This is a genomic window from Methanobrevibacter oralis, from assembly GCF_001639275.1.
In the GTDB taxonomy this organism is placed as follows: Archaea; Methanobacteriota; Methanobacteria; order Methanobacteriales; family Methanobacteriaceae; genus Methanocatella; species Methanocatella oralis.
Map to the genome: position 1 here is coordinate 16,297 of NZ_LWMU01000033.1, position 19,508 is coordinate 35,804.

At 27.7% G+C, this 19,508-nt stretch carries 20 protein-coding genes; 3 read left to right on the forward strand and 17 right to left on the reverse strand.

Translation table 11 applies throughout. The features are described 5' to 3' along the window. Positions 1–384 precede the first annotated feature (384 nt). Entirely contained in the window at positions 385–942 is a 558-nt protein-coding gene (locus MBORA_RS00740; protein WP_248845826.1) for a GNAT family N-acetyltransferase, read from the reverse strand. A gap of 25 nt (positions 943–967) precedes the next feature. After that, positions 968–1,318: an arsenate reductase family protein gene (locus MBORA_RS00745; RefSeq protein ID WP_042694322.1), complete on the reverse strand. Its 351-nt coding sequence runs from the start codon at positions 1,316–1,318 to the stop codon at positions 968–970. Between the two features lie 62 nt (positions 1,319–1,380). Here MBORA_RS00745 and MBORA_RS00750 point away from each other — a divergent pair, with 62 nt between their 5' ends. After that, positions 1,381–1,665 (forward strand): hypothetical protein, encoded by a 285-nt coding sequence (locus MBORA_RS00750; RefSeq protein ID WP_063720090.1) that lies wholly within the window; start codon positions 1,381–1,383, stop codon positions 1,663–1,665. Positions 1,666–1,691: 26 nt separating this feature from the next. Here MBORA_RS00750 and cfbC read toward each other — a convergent pair whose 3' ends face one another. The 13 genes from cfbC to MBORA_RS00810 all read right to left on the reverse strand — a co-directional run bounded on the left by cfbC (position 1,692) and on the right by MBORA_RS00810 (position 15,228). After that, a complete protein-coding gene (gene cfbC / locus MBORA_RS00755; RefSeq protein WP_042694320.1) occupies positions 1,692–2,486 on the reverse strand; it encodes a Ni-sirohydrochlorin a,c-diamide reductive cyclase ATP-dependent reductase subunit in 795 nt (264 codons plus the stop codon). Next, a complete protein-coding gene (locus MBORA_RS00760) occupies positions 2,479–3,726 on the reverse strand; it encodes a U32 family peptidase (RefSeq protein ID WP_063720091.1) in 1,248 nt (415 codons plus the stop codon). The genes cfbC and MBORA_RS00760 overlap by 8 nt, the downstream gene beginning before the upstream one ends. Positions 3,727–3,731: 5 nt before the next feature. Then, positions 3,732–5,153 carry an amidophosphoribosyltransferase gene (gene purF, locus MBORA_RS00765; protein WP_081738407.1) on the reverse strand — a complete coding sequence of 474 codons (1,422 nt, stop codon included), beginning with the start codon at positions 5,151–5,153 and terminating at the stop codon, positions 3,732–3,734. 114 nt (positions 5,154–5,267) lie between these two features. Next, complete coding sequence (locus tag MBORA_RS00770; protein ID WP_042694449.1) at positions 5,268–6,047, reverse strand: hypothetical protein; 780 nt, start codon at positions 6,045–6,047, stop codon at positions 5,268–5,270. Positions 6,048–6,052: 5 nt separating this feature from the next. Beyond that, complete coding sequence (gene galE, locus MBORA_RS00775) at positions 6,053–7,018, reverse strand: UDP-glucose 4-epimerase GalE (RefSeq protein WP_042694318.1); 966 nt, start codon at positions 7,016–7,018, stop codon at positions 6,053–6,055. 9 nt (positions 7,019–7,027) lie between these two features. After that, positions 7,028–8,206, reverse strand: coding sequence for an NAD(P)/FAD-dependent oxidoreductase (locus MBORA_RS00780; RefSeq protein ID WP_042694317.1), 1,179 nt, complete (start codon positions 8,204–8,206; stop codon positions 7,028–7,030). 4 nt (positions 8,207–8,210) lie between these two features. Beyond that, the gene (locus MBORA_RS00785) at positions 8,211–8,378 is read right to left on the reverse strand and encodes a 4Fe-4S binding protein (protein WP_042694315.1); all 168 of its coding nucleotides are present in this window, start codon (positions 8,376–8,378) and stop codon (positions 8,211–8,213) included. Positions 8,379–8,530: 152 nt separating this feature from the next. Continuing rightward, positions 8,531–8,956 (reverse strand): universal stress protein, encoded by a 426-nt coding sequence (locus MBORA_RS00790; RefSeq protein ID WP_042694313.1) that lies wholly within the window; start codon positions 8,954–8,956, stop codon positions 8,531–8,533. Further along, entirely contained in the window at positions 8,957–10,663 is a 1,707-nt protein-coding gene (locus tag MBORA_RS00795) for an ATP-binding cassette domain-containing protein (RefSeq protein WP_042694311.1), read from the reverse strand. Between the two features lie 200 nt (positions 10,664–10,863). Then, the gene (locus MBORA_RS00800) at positions 10,864–13,533 is read right to left on the reverse strand and encodes an FmdE family protein (protein WP_063720092.1); all 2,670 of its coding nucleotides are present in this window, start codon (positions 13,531–13,533) and stop codon (positions 10,864–10,866) included. 106 nt (positions 13,534–13,639) lie between these two features. Continuing rightward, entirely contained in the window at positions 13,640–13,807 is a 168-nt protein-coding gene (locus MBORA_RS10930; protein ID WP_197017442.1) for a hypothetical protein, read from the reverse strand. Further along, entirely contained in the window at positions 13,797–14,438 is a 642-nt protein-coding gene (locus MBORA_RS00805; RefSeq protein ID WP_063720093.1) for a flavin reductase family protein, read from the reverse strand. The genes MBORA_RS10930 and MBORA_RS00805 overlap by 11 nt, the downstream gene beginning before the upstream one ends. A gap of 4 nt (positions 14,439–14,442) precedes the next feature. Continuing rightward, the gene (locus MBORA_RS00810; RefSeq protein WP_082853368.1) at positions 14,443–15,228 is read right to left on the reverse strand and encodes an ATP-binding protein; all 786 of its coding nucleotides are present in this window, start codon (positions 15,226–15,228) and stop codon (positions 14,443–14,445) included. Between the two features lie 1,049 nt (positions 15,229–16,277). On the opposite strand from MBORA_RS00810, the gene MBORA_RS00815 reads away from it, so the two are divergent. Both MBORA_RS00815 and MBORA_RS00820 read left to right on the forward strand, forming a co-directional pair. Continuing rightward, positions 16,278–16,574: a nucleotidyltransferase family protein gene (locus MBORA_RS00815; protein WP_063720094.1), complete on the forward strand. Its 297-nt coding sequence runs from the start codon at positions 16,278–16,280 to the stop codon at positions 16,572–16,574. A 252-nt stretch (positions 16,575–16,826) separates the two neighbouring features. After that, positions 16,827–17,123 carry a hypothetical protein gene (locus tag MBORA_RS00820; protein ID WP_042694307.1) on the forward strand — a complete coding sequence of 99 codons (297 nt, stop codon included), beginning with the start codon at positions 16,827–16,829 and terminating at the stop codon, positions 17,121–17,123. Here MBORA_RS00820 and MBORA_RS00825 read toward each other — a convergent pair. Both MBORA_RS00825 and uvrC read right to left on the reverse strand, forming a co-directional pair. Next, on the reverse strand, positions 17,120–17,662 hold the full coding sequence (locus MBORA_RS00825) for a zinc ribbon domain-containing protein (RefSeq protein WP_042694306.1): 543 nt from the start codon (positions 17,660–17,662) through the stop codon (positions 17,120–17,122). The two genes, MBORA_RS00820 and MBORA_RS00825, sit on opposite strands and share 4 nt — an antisense overlap. Before the next feature lie 90 nt (positions 17,663–17,752). Continuing rightward, positions 17,753–19,504: an excinuclease ABC subunit UvrC gene (gene uvrC, locus MBORA_RS00830; RefSeq protein WP_042694447.1), complete on the reverse strand. Its 1,752-nt coding sequence runs from the start codon at positions 19,502–19,504 to the stop codon at positions 17,753–17,755. Positions 19,505–19,508 lie beyond the last annotated feature (4 nt).

Genomic DNA, 19,508 nt, shown 5'->3' on the forward strand with positions numbered 1-19,508 from the left:
GAAAACTATTAAAAAAACAAGTTGGTAAGATTGTTTTTACTAATGTTAGAAATAATAAACTTCTATTTTAAATTAAATAATTTTATTTCTTCAAATACTTTGAATCCTTTATCTAAAGATACTATATAATCTAAATTATAATTATTATAAATAGTAACGTGTGAACAATCAATAAATCCTATTTTAAACTTATTTTTATTATATTTTTTAAAAAGAGAAAATAGGATCATCATATTCAATAATACCTATTACATCATCCAAACTTACTTTTTTTCTAGGTTTAATTATAATTTCATTATTATCACTAATAAACCAATCAATGATAGTATTTTCAATATTTAAATCTTCAAATTTATTATGGATAGCTTTTGGAATGATTGTTAATTATTTCATCACTTTCTCAAGTCTAAAAAAATCACAATATTTTTCTAAAGGCATATCTTCTAGTCTATCCCTTTTTTGATGTGGATCTTTATGTTTTTGATTATAGAATTCAACAATTTTAAAACCACATCGATTAACATAAAAGTGGATATTCCTTCTATCAAAATAGGGCGTATGAGTCTCCCAAGTCTCTGTTTCTGGATGTAATTTTTCAATTGCCATCCAAATTCTTTTACCAACACCACAATTTTGTGAACCTGTTTTTACATAAAGCAGATGAAGTTGATTAAAATGTGTTTTCTTATCAATCGCTATAATTGTACCGCCTACTCGATTTCCATCAATTTCAGCAAAATAGGCTTCAGCTCCTAAAGTATTAAATGATTCCTCAATATCTTCAACAGGTAAAATTGTTTCTTCCCAATCCTCATATTCTTTAATATACGCCTTTTGAAAAGCTTCTTGAATTTCTTGAATAAATTGTTTTTTTTCTTCTAATTTAATTGCTTTTAATTTCAACATGCCCATTGACTTATCTCCACAACAACTAATTAACATTTAAAGTGGAAAATAAAAAAACAGATTATAAAAGTTTTTCTTCCCATTCTTTTACTTTAAATCCAACTAATATGATATTATCTTTTACAATTATTGGGCGTTTTACGAGCATTCCATCTGTTGAGAGTAAATCAAATTGTTCTTCCTCAGACATTTCTGGAATTTTATCTTTTAATTTTAATTCCCTATATTTCATACCACTTGTGTTGAAAAACCTTTTTAAAGGCAAACCACTTCTTTCATACCATTCTTTGATTTCATTAGCTTTAGGATTTTCTTCTACAATATGTCTAGATTCATATTCTATATTATGTTCATCTAACCATTTTTTAGCTTTTTTACATGTTGAACATTTTGGATACTGTACAAATAACATTATATCACCTAATTATTTATTTAGCACACAACATTATTTAATTTACCAACAATTTATATATAATGAAACATATTAAATACTCTGTTATTCATCATCGCTTTTTTAGTGACAAAAACCTTAACAACAGATCCAATAATATAATCATTGGATTAATCTTAAATTTTGTAGTTATACTCCTTATTTTATCTTATTGTGATTATTCAGCTGAAAAATCTTCAAAAGTTTTTAAAAAACCTAAAACTTACAATTATAATAATGATGAAGAAGACAAAGATAACTACACAAATCAAATGACATATTATCCATCATGGGATGATGCATGCTTTGAAAAACATCCTAGTACATAGCATTATGATGACAAGAAAAAAAATAATTATAAAAATGATTTGAAAAATTCTTCAAATTCAACATCATCCATTGGTTCTGGAGTTGTGTAAGAATTTTTATTCATAATATTTGAAGCTAGAGTCCTGTATTCATGAGCTTCATCAGATTCCGGATATTTTTCTACAACGGTTTTTGCATCTAATTCAGATTGTTGTATCAAATTACTTCTATGAATTGTGCTAAGTACATCAGTTCCTATTTTTCTGGCAAACTCGTTAACAATTTTTTCTTCATTATCAACATTACGACAATTACAAACAATACCACTTAAATTTCCCTTAAGCTTTTTAATTCCCCGAACAATATTATTTGCAGCATATAATGCCATATATTCACCAGAGGTAACAATAATAACCTCATCAGCGTATTTTTCACGCAAAGGAACTGAAAAACCTCCACAAACAACATCACCTAATACATCATAAACAACAACGTCTAAATCTTCATCAAAAATACCTACTTTTTCAAGTCTTTTCATAGCTACAATAACCCCACGTCCAGCACAACCCACACCAGGCTCTGGACCTCCACTTTCAACACATAAAATATCTCTATAACCTTTATAAACTAAATCTTCACGAGTAGGGTTTTTATTATTTTTAATGGTACTTACAACAGTTGGAATCCTTGAACCATATAATGTACGGGTAGTATCAGCCTTAGGATCACAACCTATAACTAAACAATTTAAATCATCACAAGCCCAAACAGCAGATAAATTAGCTACTGTAGTACTTTTTCCAATTCCACCCTTTCCATAAAATGCGATTTTTTTAATCATTTAAATCTCTCTTGATTAATTTATAAACAAAATCATTTACACGAAGTTTTATAGGTATAGCTACTCCTACATTTTGACCTTTTTTAGCTATTTCAATAGGCTTTCCATCTATCTGCATTGAATCAATAGTGTGAGTGATAGAACCTGTGGTTTCACCTTGTATAATCAGTTTATCACCAATTTTTAAATCATCCCATATTTTAATTTCGGCTACCCTAACCTTATTATAATAATTTACAATTTTTCCAATGTCTTTTTTTATATACTTCGATTGATTATTTTCACTTGTTTTAAAAGGAGTATTGAAATAAAAAGCAGTGTCAAATCCTCTATTAAATACACTTTTAAGCTTTTCAATCCACTCAGGATTTACTTTATAATCTAAAGGATTAGCTAAATATTCGTCAATAGCTTGCCTATATACTTCAGTTACTGTTGCACCATAATCTGCACTTCTAGATCTCCCTTCGATTTTAAAAGAAGCAACACCAGTATCTATAAGTTCAGGAATATGTTCTATCATACACATATCCCTTGGTGAAAAAAAATTAGTTCTATAACTATCATCATAACTTTTAGATATCATGAAAATCTCATTTTCATTGGATAAGTTACTCACAACATCATTACTGTCATCTTCAAAAGTTAAAGTCCAATTTTTACGACAAGGTTGCAAGCAATCCCCACAATTAGCACTCCTATTATATAAATCATTACTTAGAAAGCACCTACCAGAAATTGCCATGCACACTGCACCATGGATAAAAATCTCAGTTTCAATTGGAGATTTTTGTGTGATTTCTTTAATTTCAGATATTGAAAGCTCACGAGATAAAATTGCCCTTTTAGCACCTAATTTTTTAAGAGTTTTTAAAGCAAATGAGTTAGAAACATTTTCTTGAACACTAATATGAGCTTCAAGACCATTATCTCGAACATCTCTAATTAAACCAACATCTGACAATATAATTCCTGTAATATCTGCAGAAGCTATGTTTTCAAGTTGACCTTTCAATCGAATTGCATTATTTTCATTTAAAATTATATTACTACACAAATAGGTCTTAGCATCATATTCCCTAGCTATTCTTGATACTTTTGCTAAATCATTAATTGAAAAATTTTTAGCATTAGCTCTCATATTATAAGAATCTAAACCAAAGTAAACCTCATCAGCACCACTTTCTAAAACAGAACGAAGTGATATAAAATTCCCGGCTGGAGCTAATAATTTCACCATAATATCTAAGGTTTATAATAAGTTTCTGCTTCAATACCATCAGGAAGTTCAGTTGGGTAACATTCATTTAAACAACCTAAGCACAAATTCTCCTTTGGCATCCCGATAGCTTTAATAAGAGATTCTAATGTAATGTAACCTAATGTATCAACATCTAATTGTTCTCTAATTTCTTCTATAGTATAGTTAGCAGCAATTAATTCTTTTTTAGTTGCCATTGCTACACCATAAAAACATGGTGCTATAACCGGAGGACATCCAACTAAAAAATGGATTTCAGCAGGTTCTGCTTCTTTAACTAAATCAAGTAATTGTTTTGAAGTAGTTCCACGAACAACACTATCATCAATTAAAATAATCTTTTTACCTTTAATCGCTTCTTTAATTGGATTTAATTTCAGTCTAACAGCTAATTCTCTTTCTTCTTGAGTAGGCATGATAAAAGTTCTTCCAACATACCTATTTTTAATTAAACCTTCTCCATAATTAATTCCAGAAGCTCTAGCATATCCAATAGCTGCAGGAATTGAAGAATCAGGAACAGGTATAACTACATCTGCATCAATAGGATATAATTTATACAATTCATGGCCAATATTTAATCTTGTTTGATAAACATTTATCCCATCAATTGTACTATCAGGCCTTGCAAAATAAACATATTCAAACATGCAATGAGAAAGTGAAGTATTATTAACTATTTCTAACATGTGCGAATTAATTTCATCATTTTTAAAGTAAACAACTTCACCAGGTTTAATGTCTCTTATATAGTTAGCATTAATCACATCAAAAGCAACAGTTTCAGAAGCTAAAATATAATCATCTTTTCTTTTAGCAATAGCTAGTGGTTTAATTCCCATAGGATCACGTACACCATATAACTCACCATTAACAAGAATAGTTAATGCATATGATCCTACTAATTTTTTACAAACAGCTTCAATAGATTCAATAATACTTTTATTATAATAATAATACTCTTTTTTAAGCATATAACAAATTACTTCAGAATCAGTATCAGATTTAAAATCATAACCTTCTTTAAGTAATTCTTCTCTTAATAATTCAGAGTTAACTATGTCTCCATTATGAGCCATAGCTATAAATCCATCATCAAAATCTGTGACAAAAGGCTGTGAGTTTTCAAGTTTTGATTGGCCAGTTGTAGAATACCTTACATGTCCAATAGCTATATTTCCTTGAAGATTATGGATTTCATAATCCTTAAAAACATCAGTTATTAACCCCATACCACAATAATAATTCAAACCTTTAGTTGGATTAAAAGTAGCAATTCCTGCTGATTCCTGACCACGATGTTGTAATGCGTACAAACAATAATAAACAAATGATGCGACATCTTTAGAAGTATCCTTTGAGTGAATTCCAACTATACCGCACTTATCTTGCAATTCTCCTTGCATTTATAAACTCCCATAAAATTAAAATTTACAAAACATAGTTATAAATTATCTATTATGAAATGATATCTTTTTCATTATTAAAATAATTTAGGTTGAAAAATAAAATAGTTAGTATTAAATTTCATTAATAAAAAGTAATGCAGTTCTGACAATTTTCAACCATTCACATGCACTTTGTCTTGACTCAGCAGCAATGTAGTCTTGACCTACAATAATATTTTCTGGTTTTGACATTTCACTAGCTTCAATTACTCTATCTAAATCAAAATTTCTCTCATCAAATAATTTAAACCATAAGTCTTTAATTTTAAAAACCTCTAAAATATCCTTGTTGTAAATATTTTCATATTTAACTTTAAACTCATCAAACTCTATTTTGAGATTTTCATGATCTTTTTTAAGTTGTGAATATTCTAATTTTGATTGATTATTATCATTAACTAATTCATTGTAATCATCAAGTAAACTATTATATTTACGAGTGATTTCAACAACTTTACTTTCAAGAGTATGTACATCAATGAGATTTAATGAATAAGATAAAGTGGCTTTTATAATTGCATTAAAAATTTCTTTCTCAGCAAGTTTAACATCAAATGATTCGGTTTCATTAACAATATTATTATAATTAAGTAAAGCTACATGATTAAAATCGTTTTTTAAATCATTATACAAAATACTAAAGTTTTCACTTTCACCGTAATCACCAATCAAAATAATATCTGCACCATTAGCTACTTTTTTAGCTATTTCTAAATCATTAGTTGGTATAATAGATGAAACAATGACATTATAGCTTTCTAAATTTGCATTAATAATTGCTTTTGAAATAACTTCTGAGATGTTTAAATTAGAAACAATTATTCTAACATCCACTTTCAACGAATTATCCATAATTTTTACCCATGAATCTTTTGATGCCATTTCCAAGCAGATTCAACAATTTTTTCAAGATTATATTTAGGTTGCCAACCAAGTTGATTTTTAATTTTACTTGAATCAGCAATTAAAATATCAGGATCTCCTTCTCTTCTAGAATCAATTTTTACTTTAAAATTATTTCCAGTTACTTGTTTACACATATCAATTACTTCACGAACAGAATATCCCTCACCATTTCCTAAGTTAAATATATTAGATTCGTTTTTATCGCATAAATACTCATATGCTTTAATATGTGCATCTGCAAGATCATTTACATGTATATAATCTCGAATGCAAGTTCCATCAGGTGTATTATAATCATTTCCAAAAATAGAAATAGACTCACGCCTTCCACTAGCTGCATCTAAAATTAATGGAATTAAGTGAGTTTCAGGATCATGTAATTCTCCAATTTCACAATCAAAATCACATCCAGCTGCATTAAAGTATCTTAATGATACATAATTAAAGTCACCTTTTTCAGCCTCTCTCTCTAAAGCTTTTTCTGTAATCCATTTTGAATGTCCATAGGGGTTGATTGGTTTTAATTCAAGGTCTTCTTTAATTGGAACTTCTTTAGGATTTCCATAAACTGCAGCTGTAGAGGATAAAATAAATTTATCCACATTAAATTCTCTCATTATTTTTAAAAGGTTCAATGTATTTTTATAATTATTTTTAAAGTATTTTTGTGGTAATTTCATTGATTCAGCAACTGATGAAAAAGCAGCAAAGTGAATTACACCATCAATATCATATTTTTCGAAAACTTCACGTAAGTCTTTACTTCCAAAATCATAGTTTTCAAATTTTCCCCATTTAACAAAGTTTTCATAGCCTTTAACTAAATTATCTACAACAACAGTTTCATAACCTTGACTATTAAGAGCTTTGTTTGTATGAGAACCAATATACCCTGCTCCACCAGTAACTAAAATCATTAAATCACCTTAAATAAATTTACCTAATTTAAGTAATGCTTTTGGAGATATTTTAATTAGTTTTCTAACAATTTCAGTAGTTGAAATCTTCTCAAAGCTTTCATTTTCAAAAGCATGAGCAATACTATCTAATTCTTCATCAGATAATGTTAACAGGTATTCTTGAACTTTTTTATATCTTTTTATTTCATGATCAAGCTCATCATGTGCTAATTTATCATATTGTTTTAAGAATTTTTTAGAACAATCCTCTTTAATAGCTTGTGCTGCTACTTGACCAGCACACATTCCACCAATCATGCCACTGATTATACCTCCACCAGTTAATGGGTTTACTTGGCCTGCTGCATCTCCACAAACCATAATATTATCATCATAAAGTTTTTTGGTCATTCCACCAACAGGATCTCCACCAATATTTAATTCAACTGCCTGAGCATTTCTAGTATATGGGCATTTAGCTATGAATTCATCTAAGTATTCAATAGCTGTTTTTTTAGCTAAGTGAGGAAGAATTGCTAAACCAACATTAGCAATATCATCACCTTTAGGGAAAATCCATACGTATCCTCCTGGTGCAACACTTCCAAAGTAGAATTCAATAACCCCTTGTCTTTCAAATTCCACATTACACATTTCATATTGGACACCAGATTCCATTTCTTTAGCTTTAGCAGCTGGTCTAAGACCTGCCCATCTTGCAATATGACCTTCAGGACCATCGGCAGCAATTAATATTTTACATTTATAGGTTTCTTCTTTTCCCATAGATTCTGTAGAAACAATAAAACCATTATCAATTTTGTCAATACCTGTAACTAAGGTTTTAATTTTTATCTCAGCACCAGCTCTTGCAGCATCCATTGCCATGTACTTATCAAATACTTTTCTCTCTAAAATGTATCCTGCCTCAGGTAACTTAACTTCTTCACTAGTTAACCATACATCAGTTCCATCAGGTGCTTGGAGTCTTACACCTTCAATTTCTTGAGTAACCCAACGTGGATTAGGTTCAATTCCTAGCTTTTCAAGCCCTTGAATTGAAACTCCTTCTGCACATCTTTTTGGAGAACCAATTTCTGATTTTTTATCTATTAAAATAACATTTGCTCCACCTAAAGCAGCATGTTTTGCTGCAGATGAACCAGCAGGTCCTGCACCAACAACTATAACATCAGCTTCTATCATAAGATCAATCCTCTTTTTCTAATGCATTTATTGGACATGCTTTTATACATGTATCACAATCTCTACATTCATCATCATTAAAAACCAAATTATATTCCCTAACTTGAATTAAATTTCTTGGACATACACCAGCACATTCTCCACAGAATGAGCACCAATCTTTTACTATCATACATATCTCCTTTAATAAAAATAATTTATGTTAAGAGTACTAAGTTTTTTATAATATTTAAAAGTATAGGAAAAAATTCGATTATGAAAAATAAAAATAATGAATAAAAATTTTTTATTCAGACAACAAAAACTTAAAAACAAAAAAACGAACTATCTAACTAACAAAACTGGAACATCACAAGTTCTAAGTAATCTTTCAGAAACAGAACCTATTTGATTTTCACCAATTTTATTATTGTCAAAAGAAACAAATCTATTATTATCAGAACCAAATGCATGAATTACAACTAAATCTGCATTAGTTTGCTGAATTATAAATTTCATATCTCTTAATGCATCAGCAGTGAGTAAATGCTCCACCACTTCAACACCTACATCATTAGCTTTTTTAGTAATTTTAGCTAAAATTTCATCTCCAGAGTCTTCTTGAGAATCAAAACTGTTAAAGGAAAATTCTTCTAAAACATGAACTGCAGCTATTTTAGAATTAAACTTTTGAGCTATTTCAATAGCTATATCACTAGCTACATCACCATATTTTGATCCATCAACAGGAACTGCAATAATATCAAACATTTAATTATCCCCTTTTAAGTAATCAGCATGACAATAATCAATAAAACTAGCAACAATTTCATCTATATTTTCACTATCATCAATTATTTTACCATCATCCATAAATAGTGCCCTATTACTTAATTCTTTAATAAAATCAGTATTATGAGAAATCATTACAATAGTAATACCATATTCTTTAGAAATTTTTTTAAGGGCATTAGCTACATCTCTTAAAGTAATTGGATCTAAATCTCCAAATGGTTCATCTAAAAATAAAAATTTAGGTTTTGAAACTAAAATTAATGCAAGCATTACCCTTACTTTTTGACCACCAGATAACTCATAAGATTTTCTATATAATATATCTAAATCTAAATCCAAACTTTCAAAAATATCACTAACAGCTTCACGAGTAGCAGATTCTGGAAATTTTGGGAACAAATCATTTAATATCTCTGGAGCAAGTCCAACTTGTTCTAATCTATCTTTAGCTTCGGATTCTTGTAAATCAGTTAATAAATAAAAGGAATCTAATAATTTTTCATTAATACCTAATCTTTCAGCTCTTGCTCTAGCTTCTTTTACAACATCTTGATTTTTATAACCTAAACGAGTAGCTAGTTGATCAATTACGGTTGCATAATGGTTTAATGCAAATTCTTGATGCATAAATCCTAATTTAGATCTTATTTTCATACGATTAAGACCAGGTACTTCTATATCACTCCACTTTCCATCAACTAAATATTTAACATCACCATTATCAGGATTATCTAAACCAGCCAATATTCGAAGTAATATAGTTTTACCAGCACCACTTGGTCCAACAATACTTAAAATATTTTCTTTTTGAACTTTAAAATTAATATCTTCAATTTTTAAGACTTCACCACCATGTAATAAGTAAAATCTTTTATTAACATTATTAATATTAATTAAATCTTCATCACCAGACATGTTCTCAATATCAAATATATCATCCATACCTTCCATAAATTTATCAGTAATTTCTTCAGGACTACCTTCTTGTTTAATTTCACCATCTTCTAATAAAATAACTCTATCTGCTAAATATTTTTGAACATCAGGTAAATGAGAGACAAAAACAATAGTTATATTTAATTCTTGATTAATTTTTTTAACTGCATCAAGAATTTCTTGTTTAGTTTTAGGACATGCCATTGTTGCAGGTTCATCAAGAAGTAAAATATTAGGTTGTTTTGCAAGCTGACGAGCAATAATAAGTCTTTGTTTTTCACCACCACTTAAAACAGCAGCATAATGATCCTCTTTATGGTCAAGAGAAACTAACTTTAAAAGTTCATCTGCTTCTTTGCCAAATTCACTCTCCGCGATTTCAAAATCGGTACTTCCTTCATCAAAATATCTACGTGCATATAATTTTCTTAAAACATTTTGACGAACAGTTTCAGGCCATAAACCAAAAGATCTTTGAAGATGTATTGCAGTTACTTTTTTAAGTTCATTATAATAGAATTGAGATGATTGGGAATTAATACTCCTATCTCCAACAGTGATGCTTCCTTCATCAATATGTTCAACTCCCCTTAAAGCTCTTAAAAGTGTAGTTTTACCAGATCCACTTCTACCCATGATACCAAGAATTTCACCTTCTTTAACTTCAAAACTAACATTTTTAAGCGCACTTACAACACTAGCATCATCTAATTTGTATTCTTTACTAACATTTTCAACTTTAATCATGATTAATGCCCCAATTATTAATGATAATTTATATTAATAAGACTATTTATATTTTAATAAATTTAATACATACTACAACAATTTTTAAGTATCCAAAATATTTAAAAAAAGGTTTAATTTTCTTTTAAGAGAACATATAAATTTAATTATAATTAAAAAAATAAAATAAAAAGTATTTCAAGAGAAATACTTATTTTTGTTTAACTTTCGCTTCTACTTCTTATAAAACCATATCCAACAATAATACCTAAAATTATCATGAATATAATTACAGGAATGATATTATTAGAATCTTCTTTTTTATTTATTGATTTAGAAACTTCATAAGATTTTCCATCATTTGATCCATCACCACCTACTGCAAAACCATCATTACTAGCAATAGGATTTGTAGAAATACCAATGTTTGGATTAGTTCCACTTTGCAATGAATTATGGTTATTTTTTGAAGATGAACTACCATTACTGCTTAAACGAGTTTTATTAGAGTTTCCATGTTGAATATTAGTTTTCGGCTGGTTATTACTATTTACATATGTTCCATTAGTTTTTCCATCATTGTTATTTGGAAGAGTATCCGGTAAACTTCTAATATAATTTAATACATTAACTCCGTTCTTATCAGACTTTCCAGAAATAATTCTGTCATAATCTGCTTTAGTAATTGGTTTAGTAACTTCAAAGCTTAATGTTGGTCTAGATATAACATTACTTGAAGTATAATCTCCTTTTACAAATCTCATCCATTCAGCATATTCATCAGCCCCATCTTTAAGAATTGGATAACCAAATCGAATAATTGTTGCAGTTCCAGTATTAGTTTTTGAATTCCACTTAATAATAATATTAGAATCAGCAGTCCATAATTTTCCTGCATTCACATCTTCATTAGAATAAGCTAAATTATAATAGTTACCCATACCTGGAGATACAGCAAGTAATCTTGATAACATGTCATCTTTACAGTAAGTGTAAGTTGAAACTAAAACATAACTTTCATTTTCACTTAATGGTAACTCATCAAATATTTTATCTGCTATTAACATTCCTGGAGAACTGCCAGTACAAACATGATTATGGAATAACCATCCAATTAAAGCATCATATGGAGGGTCATACCTTAATGCACGATCTTGAATGTTATACTGCTGCAAACATTCATGAAGTTGGCCACTAGTTGAATTATATTTTAAACTATAAGTAATTGATTTATAAATATCAGACGTATTTAACCAATAAAATTCAATTATTAAATCTTTCCATAATGCAGTATGAACGGGTAATAAATTAGCTCTACTTAATCTAGCACCTAATACTTCTTCTATACCGTCAAATACCATTGATGTTGCAGTATCATTAATACGTACAAATCCAGCTCCAGTTAAAACATAGAAATTAGACATGTCCTTTTCTATAGTGACATTAATACTCTTAAAATAGTCTATAGCTTTTAAAGAAGCATTAATTCCAATTTGTTTTAATTGAGATTGTGACAAATGAGTATAATTAATGTTTTCAATTTCAGTTCCAGCATTTGGTAAATTTAAACTATTAATATACTCTAAATCTAATCCCCTAGCTGTTTTGTTTTGTGCAGCCCATAATTGATTACCAATTAATTCATTTTTCTGTTCTGCTGTAAGATCTTTATAAGCTGCCTCAATAGTAACTAAAGATTCGGGATTGTTCATTAAAGTAGTGACTAACCAATTTTGATATTTTAAATCTTCTGTAACACTATTATCGGGATTAATATTAGGATATAAATTTTTAAATGTCTTTTTTATCTTTGTTTCATCATAAGACATTATAACTAAAATTCCAGAATTTGATGAAGTGTTCCATCTAATAAATCCATTCATGTTTTTATTTTTCATTGAGTCGATACCAATATATGCCATTTTACCAGGAGTAACATCCATTGTCCATGCGAATGCATCATCATCAGAACCTCCTGGAACTCCCAAAACATAATAAGCAGTATTTTCAAGAGGTTGAGCACCAGTTTCACCACGAGGAGGATAATACTTCATTAAAGTATTAACCATAGCTTGACCACTAATTAAACCAGTGCAAACATGCCCATGATAAGAAGCTAAAGTTAATATATCAGGATATAGTCCTGCATTCCATGCATTAGCTATACTTACATAAGCATATGCTTCATCTGAGCCTAGTAATTCTCTTAATTGTTTCCATTTATTTGTATTTAACCCGATTCCTCCAATTCCAGAATATATTGGTGTTGTAGATCCATTTTTATAAAATGCCATTGTTAATGAATTTCCATTTTTAACAAAAAATGCAAAATTAGTAGGATCTGTTCTTATTGCAGACAATGTTAAAAGATTACCTTTTCCATAAGTAATATATCCATCAGCAGCATTATAAATACCATCTAATGCATTTTCTGTAGTAATATCATTGATTCTTGTCATCCCAGCTGTTGTAATGACTAAAACATCATCTGCCGATGAAAAGTGAAGTAAATTATCTGCAGATTTTGTAACATCATAACCTATCTTATAAATATCAGTAGCTTTAAGATTAAAAATAATATTAGCAGTTAATTGAGGGTTAATAGTTACATTTTGAATTTGTGTTATATAACCCCAAGCTGAAACTGAAATAGAATATTTTTCTCCAACATGCGAGTTATTTATATTAATTTTATAATTATTTGGCTGAACAATCTCTTTTTTATAACTTATATTGTTGTTATTATTCGATATTAATATTTCAGGATTAATTTCATCGTTATATTCATAATTAATTTCCAAATTTATATTTGTTGAATTTTCAGCTGATACAGCATTGATAAATGTAAAAATTATTAAAACACTTATAATGAAAACAGCTTTTTTATTCATCTGGTTTCCTCCTTTTTAATTAATCATTACCATTTTACAATCCCAATCATATGGAATTATATCATTATCAATTGGATTTACTCTTCTTTCATCTACATCATTTATATCATAAAATAAAGAAGGCATACCAATAACTATTGATACTCTCATCACTAAACATAGGTAATTTTTTAATAACAACTCCATCAATTAGCTTTTTTCCATAAAAACCAGGTATTTCTTGAACTCGAGGTCTCTCTAATCTTTCAAAATCATTTATATTATCAATCTTCATAATCTTCACCTTCATACATCCATTCTAAAGGATCTTTTCCATCTGGAAACATTGCACCAAATGTTTCAAATTTATCAATATCTTCAATAGTACAAAAATGCATTCCCTTATCTGATTCAAGCATCATTAAAGGTTTTACCTTATTTAAATCTAAAACACCAAATTTTTTATCTAAACAATCATCCTCCACTTCAAGATTCACTACTTCTCCAATTATTAGTAAGTAAGGAATTCCAATTGGATCTTTGTCCTTATAAATTTTTCTTAGCTTACATTCAATTTTAGAATAAGCACCTTTAATACCTGGTGCATTAATCTCTTTTGATTGAGTAGCTTCTAAATTTGCTAAATCATATTCATCTATATCAAAAGCAACATGAGATGAAGTTGGTATAACTTTATCAACCATATCTGTTGATATCATATTAATAACAAATTCACCAGTTTCTTCAATATTTACAAATGTATCCCTCATCATTGCAGAAGCTATACAAACAAGATTTGTAGGTCTTAATATAGTTACTACACATGAATAAGGAGCAATATTTCTGATTCCATCTTTACTAGCTGTGGAGATTAAAGTCACAGGAAGAGGAATCATATTTTCTCTTTTAAAATTTTTTAATTTCATAATTTCACCAACTATCTATAAAATTTATAATTTCATCAAATTTATCAATAGAAATGGGTTTCAATGAATTTCCTTCAAGATTTAACATGGTTATATCTGGAGAATATTCAATAGTTCCTAAAATATCAATATCAGAATTTAATTTACTTTTTAATAAAGTTTCTACTGTTTTATCAGTTTTATTTAGAATAACACCAAATTTTTTATTGTTTTCACAAGCCAATTCAAATGATTTATTAGCCAATAGTATTGCATCTTCAGAAGGATCAACAATAGTGATAATAATGTCAACACCTTCTAAAACACCTCTTCCAAAATGTTCAATGCCTGCCTCTGTATCAACTAAAATCCATTCACCTTTCTTAATTTTAATATGATTTAAAAAATCCCTTGATAGTGCCCCCATCGGACATGCACATCCTTCCATTGCATGTTCAATTTTGCCAATTTCTAAAAATCCTAAATTTTCATCCCAACAAACATATTCACTAGATAACTCATCTAATGACATTTCATCAAAAATATTAAGATTAGTTTCACCTTTCTGTACGATTTCCATTAATTTATCCCTAACAGCTATTTTACCTCCTAAATTACTCATTAATGTCTCTTTTGATTTTTTTATGCCTAAAATCTTATTTAAACCTAAATTTGATTCATCACTATCAACAACTAAAATTTTCCTTCCATTTTTTTTAAGTTTTTGAGCTAATAATGAAACAAAAGTACTTTTGCCACTACCCCCTCTTCCACTAACTAATATTTTTGGTATTATAAAAACCTCCTTCATAATTAATTATAACATGCTTAAAACATGTATTAAATTATTATAAAAAATAATAACACTAAATAGTTATGTTATTATTAATTGCTCAAAAAAGAAGAAATATTAATACTGCCAAATTTATCTTTGTTAAATTGATTTAAATAAAATAATAAAAATGTTTTTTGTTCAATATAATGATTGTTATATAAAAAATGTATTACTTTAATAAAATTAAAATTCAAGCTAGAAATGAAAAATAAACAAATGAAACGATACTAATTAAACAAAATAATGAGAGTATTACTAATTAAGTTAGTAATACTAAAAAAAATCAACTAGGTAAAATCAGAAATTATTAGAAAAAATTTTAAAATTAACATGATTCTAATGAAAAAAGTAAATTAAATTCAATGCAATTTATCATTAAAATTAGTGAAAATTTAATTTATATATAAATAAAAATGAAAACCATAATCATCATTATTTAACAAAATAAAACATCTACAATTTTTAATTATTACTTCCTGATTAAAGTCAAAAAATAATTATTCATTTAATATCCCTATTTTTAAAACTGCTTGATTAATTGCTTCATCAATTTTAAAAATTGCTACCTCTACACTTGTAGCACCATATAATGCCAATAAAAATCTCATTTATTGACTAATTTAACTGAAGAATTTTTAGCTTCATCAGTTATAATATTCTGTAATTTCATTATTGATTTCACCAGATTTAATAAATGGAGTTTTACCAACATAATATTCTCTTTTCGATAGAAAGAGTTCCTCCAGAATATGTTTTACCAATATCCTCTATTTATATAATTCCCAATTATCATCAAATCTTGTAAATCACAATTCTACTTAATTAAATAAAAAATAAAGAACATTAAACTATAATAAATAAAATTATCGATTATTCGATAAATTTAGAATAGAGTTAACTTTAATTCATAGAAATGATAATCTATATAAATTTTAATGATATGAATATAAGAAAAATTAATAATATTTAAAAAACATAAACTTAAATTGAATATATAACTTATTACTTCGATATTAGGTGATTTTATGATTTATACTATTGAAGAAATTAAAGAAAAAACTATCCCCATCGCTAAAAAGTATGGTATAGATAGTATGAGCCTTTTTGGATCTTATGCTCGTGGAGAAGCAACTGAAAATAGTGATGTTGACTTTTATATAGACAAAGGAGACATTAAAGGATTATTAGATTATATAGGATTTGTACAAGACTTAGAAGACATCTTTAATTGTCATGTAGACGTTGTATCAACAGGAATTCAAGATAAAACATTTTTAGCATTAATAAAAAAAGATGGAGTCCTTATTTATGAAAAACAATGATTATAAATTTGTTCAAAGAATTATCGAATATTGTGATATTATAAATGATTTGGTTGATAAACCTCTTTTGGAGCAAAGCTTTTTTCAAATTTTCTATTTCACCAATTGATTTTAATCATGATAATTATTTTATCAACTTCTGTATTCATGGAGAATTTGATTTTTATATTTTAAAAAGTAACAATATTGAAAATAATTATTTAATGAAACTATTTATATTTTAACTATAATAATTTAAAAATAGTGATTAGAATGGCTAGTGAAAATAAAATTCAAGAATATTTAAATGCATTAGAAGAAGAAAAACTTATGATTGAAACTCACTTTGTAAATATTGAAAAAATACTTAAAGATAATAAATCATTAGATAAAGAAAAAGTATTTGCACTACTTTCTAACTACAATACATTGAATATTCAATATGATCAATTATGTAATGATTTAATTACTTTTATTAAAATATTTAAAGGAAAAGATCAGGAAATCAGAATATATAAAACCGATGAACTACTTGTATTACTTGAAGATAAAGTAAAACAGGTTAGCTAATTGTATTCAATTGACACACTACCAAATACTTCTGAAGTTGTATTTTCAGCTACAACTTTCCCGTCCCTTAATATTTGAACTGTAAGATTACCTTCACCATAATCTTCTTTTTGAGCAAAAACACTAACTTTATCCCATGATGCACAATCAAGTGTAAATGATTGAGTTTGCCAACCACTTTTACTTACAAGATAATTTGGATCACCCATTTTAGAATACCAACTACCATCGTAGATGATTTTTGCTTTATAAGGATAAGCTGAACTTTGAAGATTAGACCCATCATCACTTACAACATTAAGAGTATCATTTTTAGAAGGTTGACTATGTTCATAAACAAAAGAGAATAATAAAAATGCAATAACAATAATTCCAATTACAACAATTATTTTTTTACCAATACTCATATTCCAACTATTATTTCTCTTTTTCATAGTAGTTTTAACATTATTTTCAGGATCTTTTAAGAGATAAGTGCATTTAGCGCAATATAAAGATTCTGAATCATTTTCATATCCGCATCGTGGACATTTAACCATAAATAATATTTCCTTTTCAATTATTATAAAGACTTTATTAAAATACTTATATTTAAATTTAATTGAAAAATAGGCTTTTTTTAAGAAAAATTAGTTATAATAATCAAATACATTTTGAGCAACTTTTTTATTCATGCCTTTAATTTCTGCTAAATCTTTAACAGAAGCCTTTTTAATATTTTCAATTGTTCCAAATGCCTTTAAAAGATTAATTTTACGTTTTTTACCAATTCCAGAAATATCATCTAATGAAGACCCACTAATATTCTTACTGCGAAGTTTTCTATGGTAAGTTATAGCAAATCTATGAGATTCATCACGAACTTGTTGAAGTAAGTGTAACGCTTTATTATTTTTAGGAATGACAATTGGTCGTTGTGTATTTGGAAGATATATTTCTTCAAATTCTTTAGCTAGTCCAATTATTGGAATATGAGTTAAATTAAACTTTTCTAAAACACCACAAGCCATACCTAATTGTCCCTTACCACCATCAATTACAATCAAATCAGGTTCCTCATCCGAATCAATCATTTTAAGTCTACGAGTCAGCAATTCTTCCATCATTGCAAAATCATTAGGTCCTGGAGTTTCCATCTTAAAATGTTTATATCCCTTTTTATTTGGTTTTCCATCTTTAAATGAAACTTTAGAACCAACAGCAAACTTACCTGAAATATTACTTATATCATAACCTTCAATGATTCTCGGTAATTTATCTAGTTTGAGATATTTTTTAAGTTCAATTAAAGAATTTTCCATTTTCTTTTTTTGATGTTTAATTATCTCAGCATTTTTTTGAGCCATATTAACTAAACGCAATTTAACTCCTTTTTGAGGTACCTTAATGTGAACTTTATTCCCTCTTAAATCAGATAGCCAGTCTTGTAGTAATTCTTTTTCATTAATATCTTCAGCTAAAAGGATTTGTTTTGGAATATGGCGATTATAATCATAATATTGTTGAATAAATGCAAATAATATTTCTGAATTAGAATCATATTCAGATGTGCTCATTAAAAAATCATCACGCCCAACAATTTTACCTTTTCTTATAGGCATTATAATAACTACAACCTCATTTTCACTAGGAGCAATAGCTATTACATCTTGGTCTAAATCATCGTCAATTAACTCAACAAATTGTTTTTCCATAATTTCTTCAATAGATGCAATCTGATCTCTAATAACTGCTGCTTTTTCATATTCCTGATTGTCAGATGCATCAATCATTTCTTTTTTAAGATTTTTAACAATTACAGAGTATTTACCTTGGAAAAATAAGTCAATTTTGTTTATAATTTTTGCATATTCTTCCTCTGAAATTTTTCCCTCACATGGAGCATAACATAAATCAATTTGTGAATTTAAACAAGGCCCATTCATATTTCGACAAGTTCTAATTTTAAATAATGATTTTAAAAACTTAACTGTTTGTTTAACAGAACCCACATCGGTAAAGGGACCATAATAAACACCATTTTTCACAATATTGCGTGTAATAACTACTCTTGGGAATTTTTCATTAGTAATTTTAACATAAGGATATCTTTTATCATCTTTTAGTTGGACATTATATCTTGGACGATGCTTTTTAATTAAAGTAGCTTCTAATATAAGTGCTTCTTTTTCAGAATTAGTTAAAATATACTCCAATGAATCAAAATGACTCATTAAAACTTGAGTTTTTGGCCTATCTAACTTTTCACGAAAATAAGATTGAACTCTATTTTTAAGATTTTTAGCTTTACCAATGTATATTATAGTATTCTCTACATCTTTCATGATGTAAACACCAGGTTTACTTGGTAAATTCTCTGGAGATTTTAATTTATTTGACATAAAA

What these genes read in the sequence shown, in the direction of transcription:
- MBORA_RS00750 (WP_063720090.1), top strand. Translation starts at nt 1,381, where the DNA reads ATGAAACATATTAAATACTCTGTTATTCATCATCGCTTTTTTAGTGAC.
- MBORA_RS10930 (WP_197017442.1), bottom strand. Translation starts at nt 13,807, where the DNA reads ATGAAGATTGATAATATAAATGATTTTGAAAGATTAGAGAGACCTCGA.
- purF (WP_081738407.1), bottom strand. Translation starts at nt 5,153, where the DNA reads ATGCAAGGAGAATTGCAAGATAAGTGCGGTATAGTTGGAATTCACTCA.
- MBORA_RS00805 (WP_063720093.1), bottom strand. Translation starts at nt 14,438, where the DNA reads ATGAAATTAAAAAATTTTAAAAGAGAAAATATGATTCCTCTTCCTGTG.
- uvrC (WP_042694447.1), bottom strand. Translation starts at nt 19,504, where the DNA reads ATGTCAAATAAATTAAAATCTCCAGAGAATTTACCAAGTAAACCTGGT.
- cfbC (WP_042694320.1), bottom strand. Translation starts at nt 2,486, where the DNA reads ATGATTAAAAAAATCGCATTTTATGGAAAGGGTGGAATTGGAAAAAGT.
- MBORA_RS00745 (WP_042694322.1), bottom strand. Translation starts at nt 1,318, where the DNA reads ATGTTATTTGTACAGTATCCAAAATGTTCAACATGTAAAAAAGCTAAA.
- MBORA_RS00825 (WP_042694306.1), bottom strand. Translation starts at nt 17,662, where the DNA reads ATGGTTAAATGTCCACGATGCGGATATGAAAATGATTCAGAATCTTTA.
- MBORA_RS00820 (WP_042694307.1), top strand. Translation starts at nt 16,827, where the DNA reads ATGGCTAGTGAAAATAAAATTCAAGAATATTTAAATGCATTAGAAGAA.
- MBORA_RS00760 (WP_063720091.1), bottom strand. Translation starts at nt 3,726, where the DNA reads ATGGTGAAATTATTAGCTCCAGCCGGGAATTTTATATCACTTCGTTCT.
- MBORA_RS00810 (WP_082853368.1), bottom strand. Translation starts at nt 15,228, where the DNA reads ATGAAGGAGGTTTTTATAATACCAAAAATATTAGTTAGTGGAAGAGGG.
- MBORA_RS00790 (WP_042694313.1), bottom strand. Translation starts at nt 8,956, where the DNA reads ATGTTTGATATTATTGCAGTTCCTGTTGATGGATCAAAATATGGTGAT.
- MBORA_RS00800 (WP_063720092.1), bottom strand. Translation starts at nt 13,533, where the DNA reads ATGAATAAAAAAGCTGTTTTCATTATAAGTGTTTTAATAATTTTTACA.
- MBORA_RS00740 (WP_248845826.1), bottom strand. Translation starts at nt 942, where the DNA reads ATGTTAATTAGTTGTTGTGGAGATAAGTCAATGGGCATGTTGAAATTA.
- MBORA_RS00785 (WP_042694315.1), bottom strand. Translation starts at nt 8,378, where the DNA reads ATGATAGTAAAAGATTGGTGCTCATTCTGTGGAGAATGTGCTGGTGTA.
- MBORA_RS00795 (WP_042694311.1), bottom strand. Translation starts at nt 10,663, where the DNA reads ATGATTAAAGTTGAAAATGTTAGTAAAGAATACAAATTAGATGATGCT.
- MBORA_RS00780 (WP_042694317.1), bottom strand. Translation starts at nt 8,206, where the DNA reads ATGATAGAAGCTGATGTTATAGTTGTTGGTGCAGGACCTGCTGGTTCA.
- galE (WP_042694318.1), bottom strand. Translation starts at nt 7,018, where the DNA reads ATGATTTTAGTTACTGGTGGAGCAGGGTATATTGGTTCTCATACAAAC.
- MBORA_RS00770 (WP_042694449.1), bottom strand. Translation starts at nt 6,047, where the DNA reads ATGGATAATTCGTTGAAAGTGGATGTTAGAATAATTGTTTCTAATTTA.
- MBORA_RS00815 (WP_063720094.1), top strand. Translation starts at nt 16,278, where the DNA reads ATGATTTATACTATTGAAGAAATTAAAGAAAAAACTATCCCCATCGCT.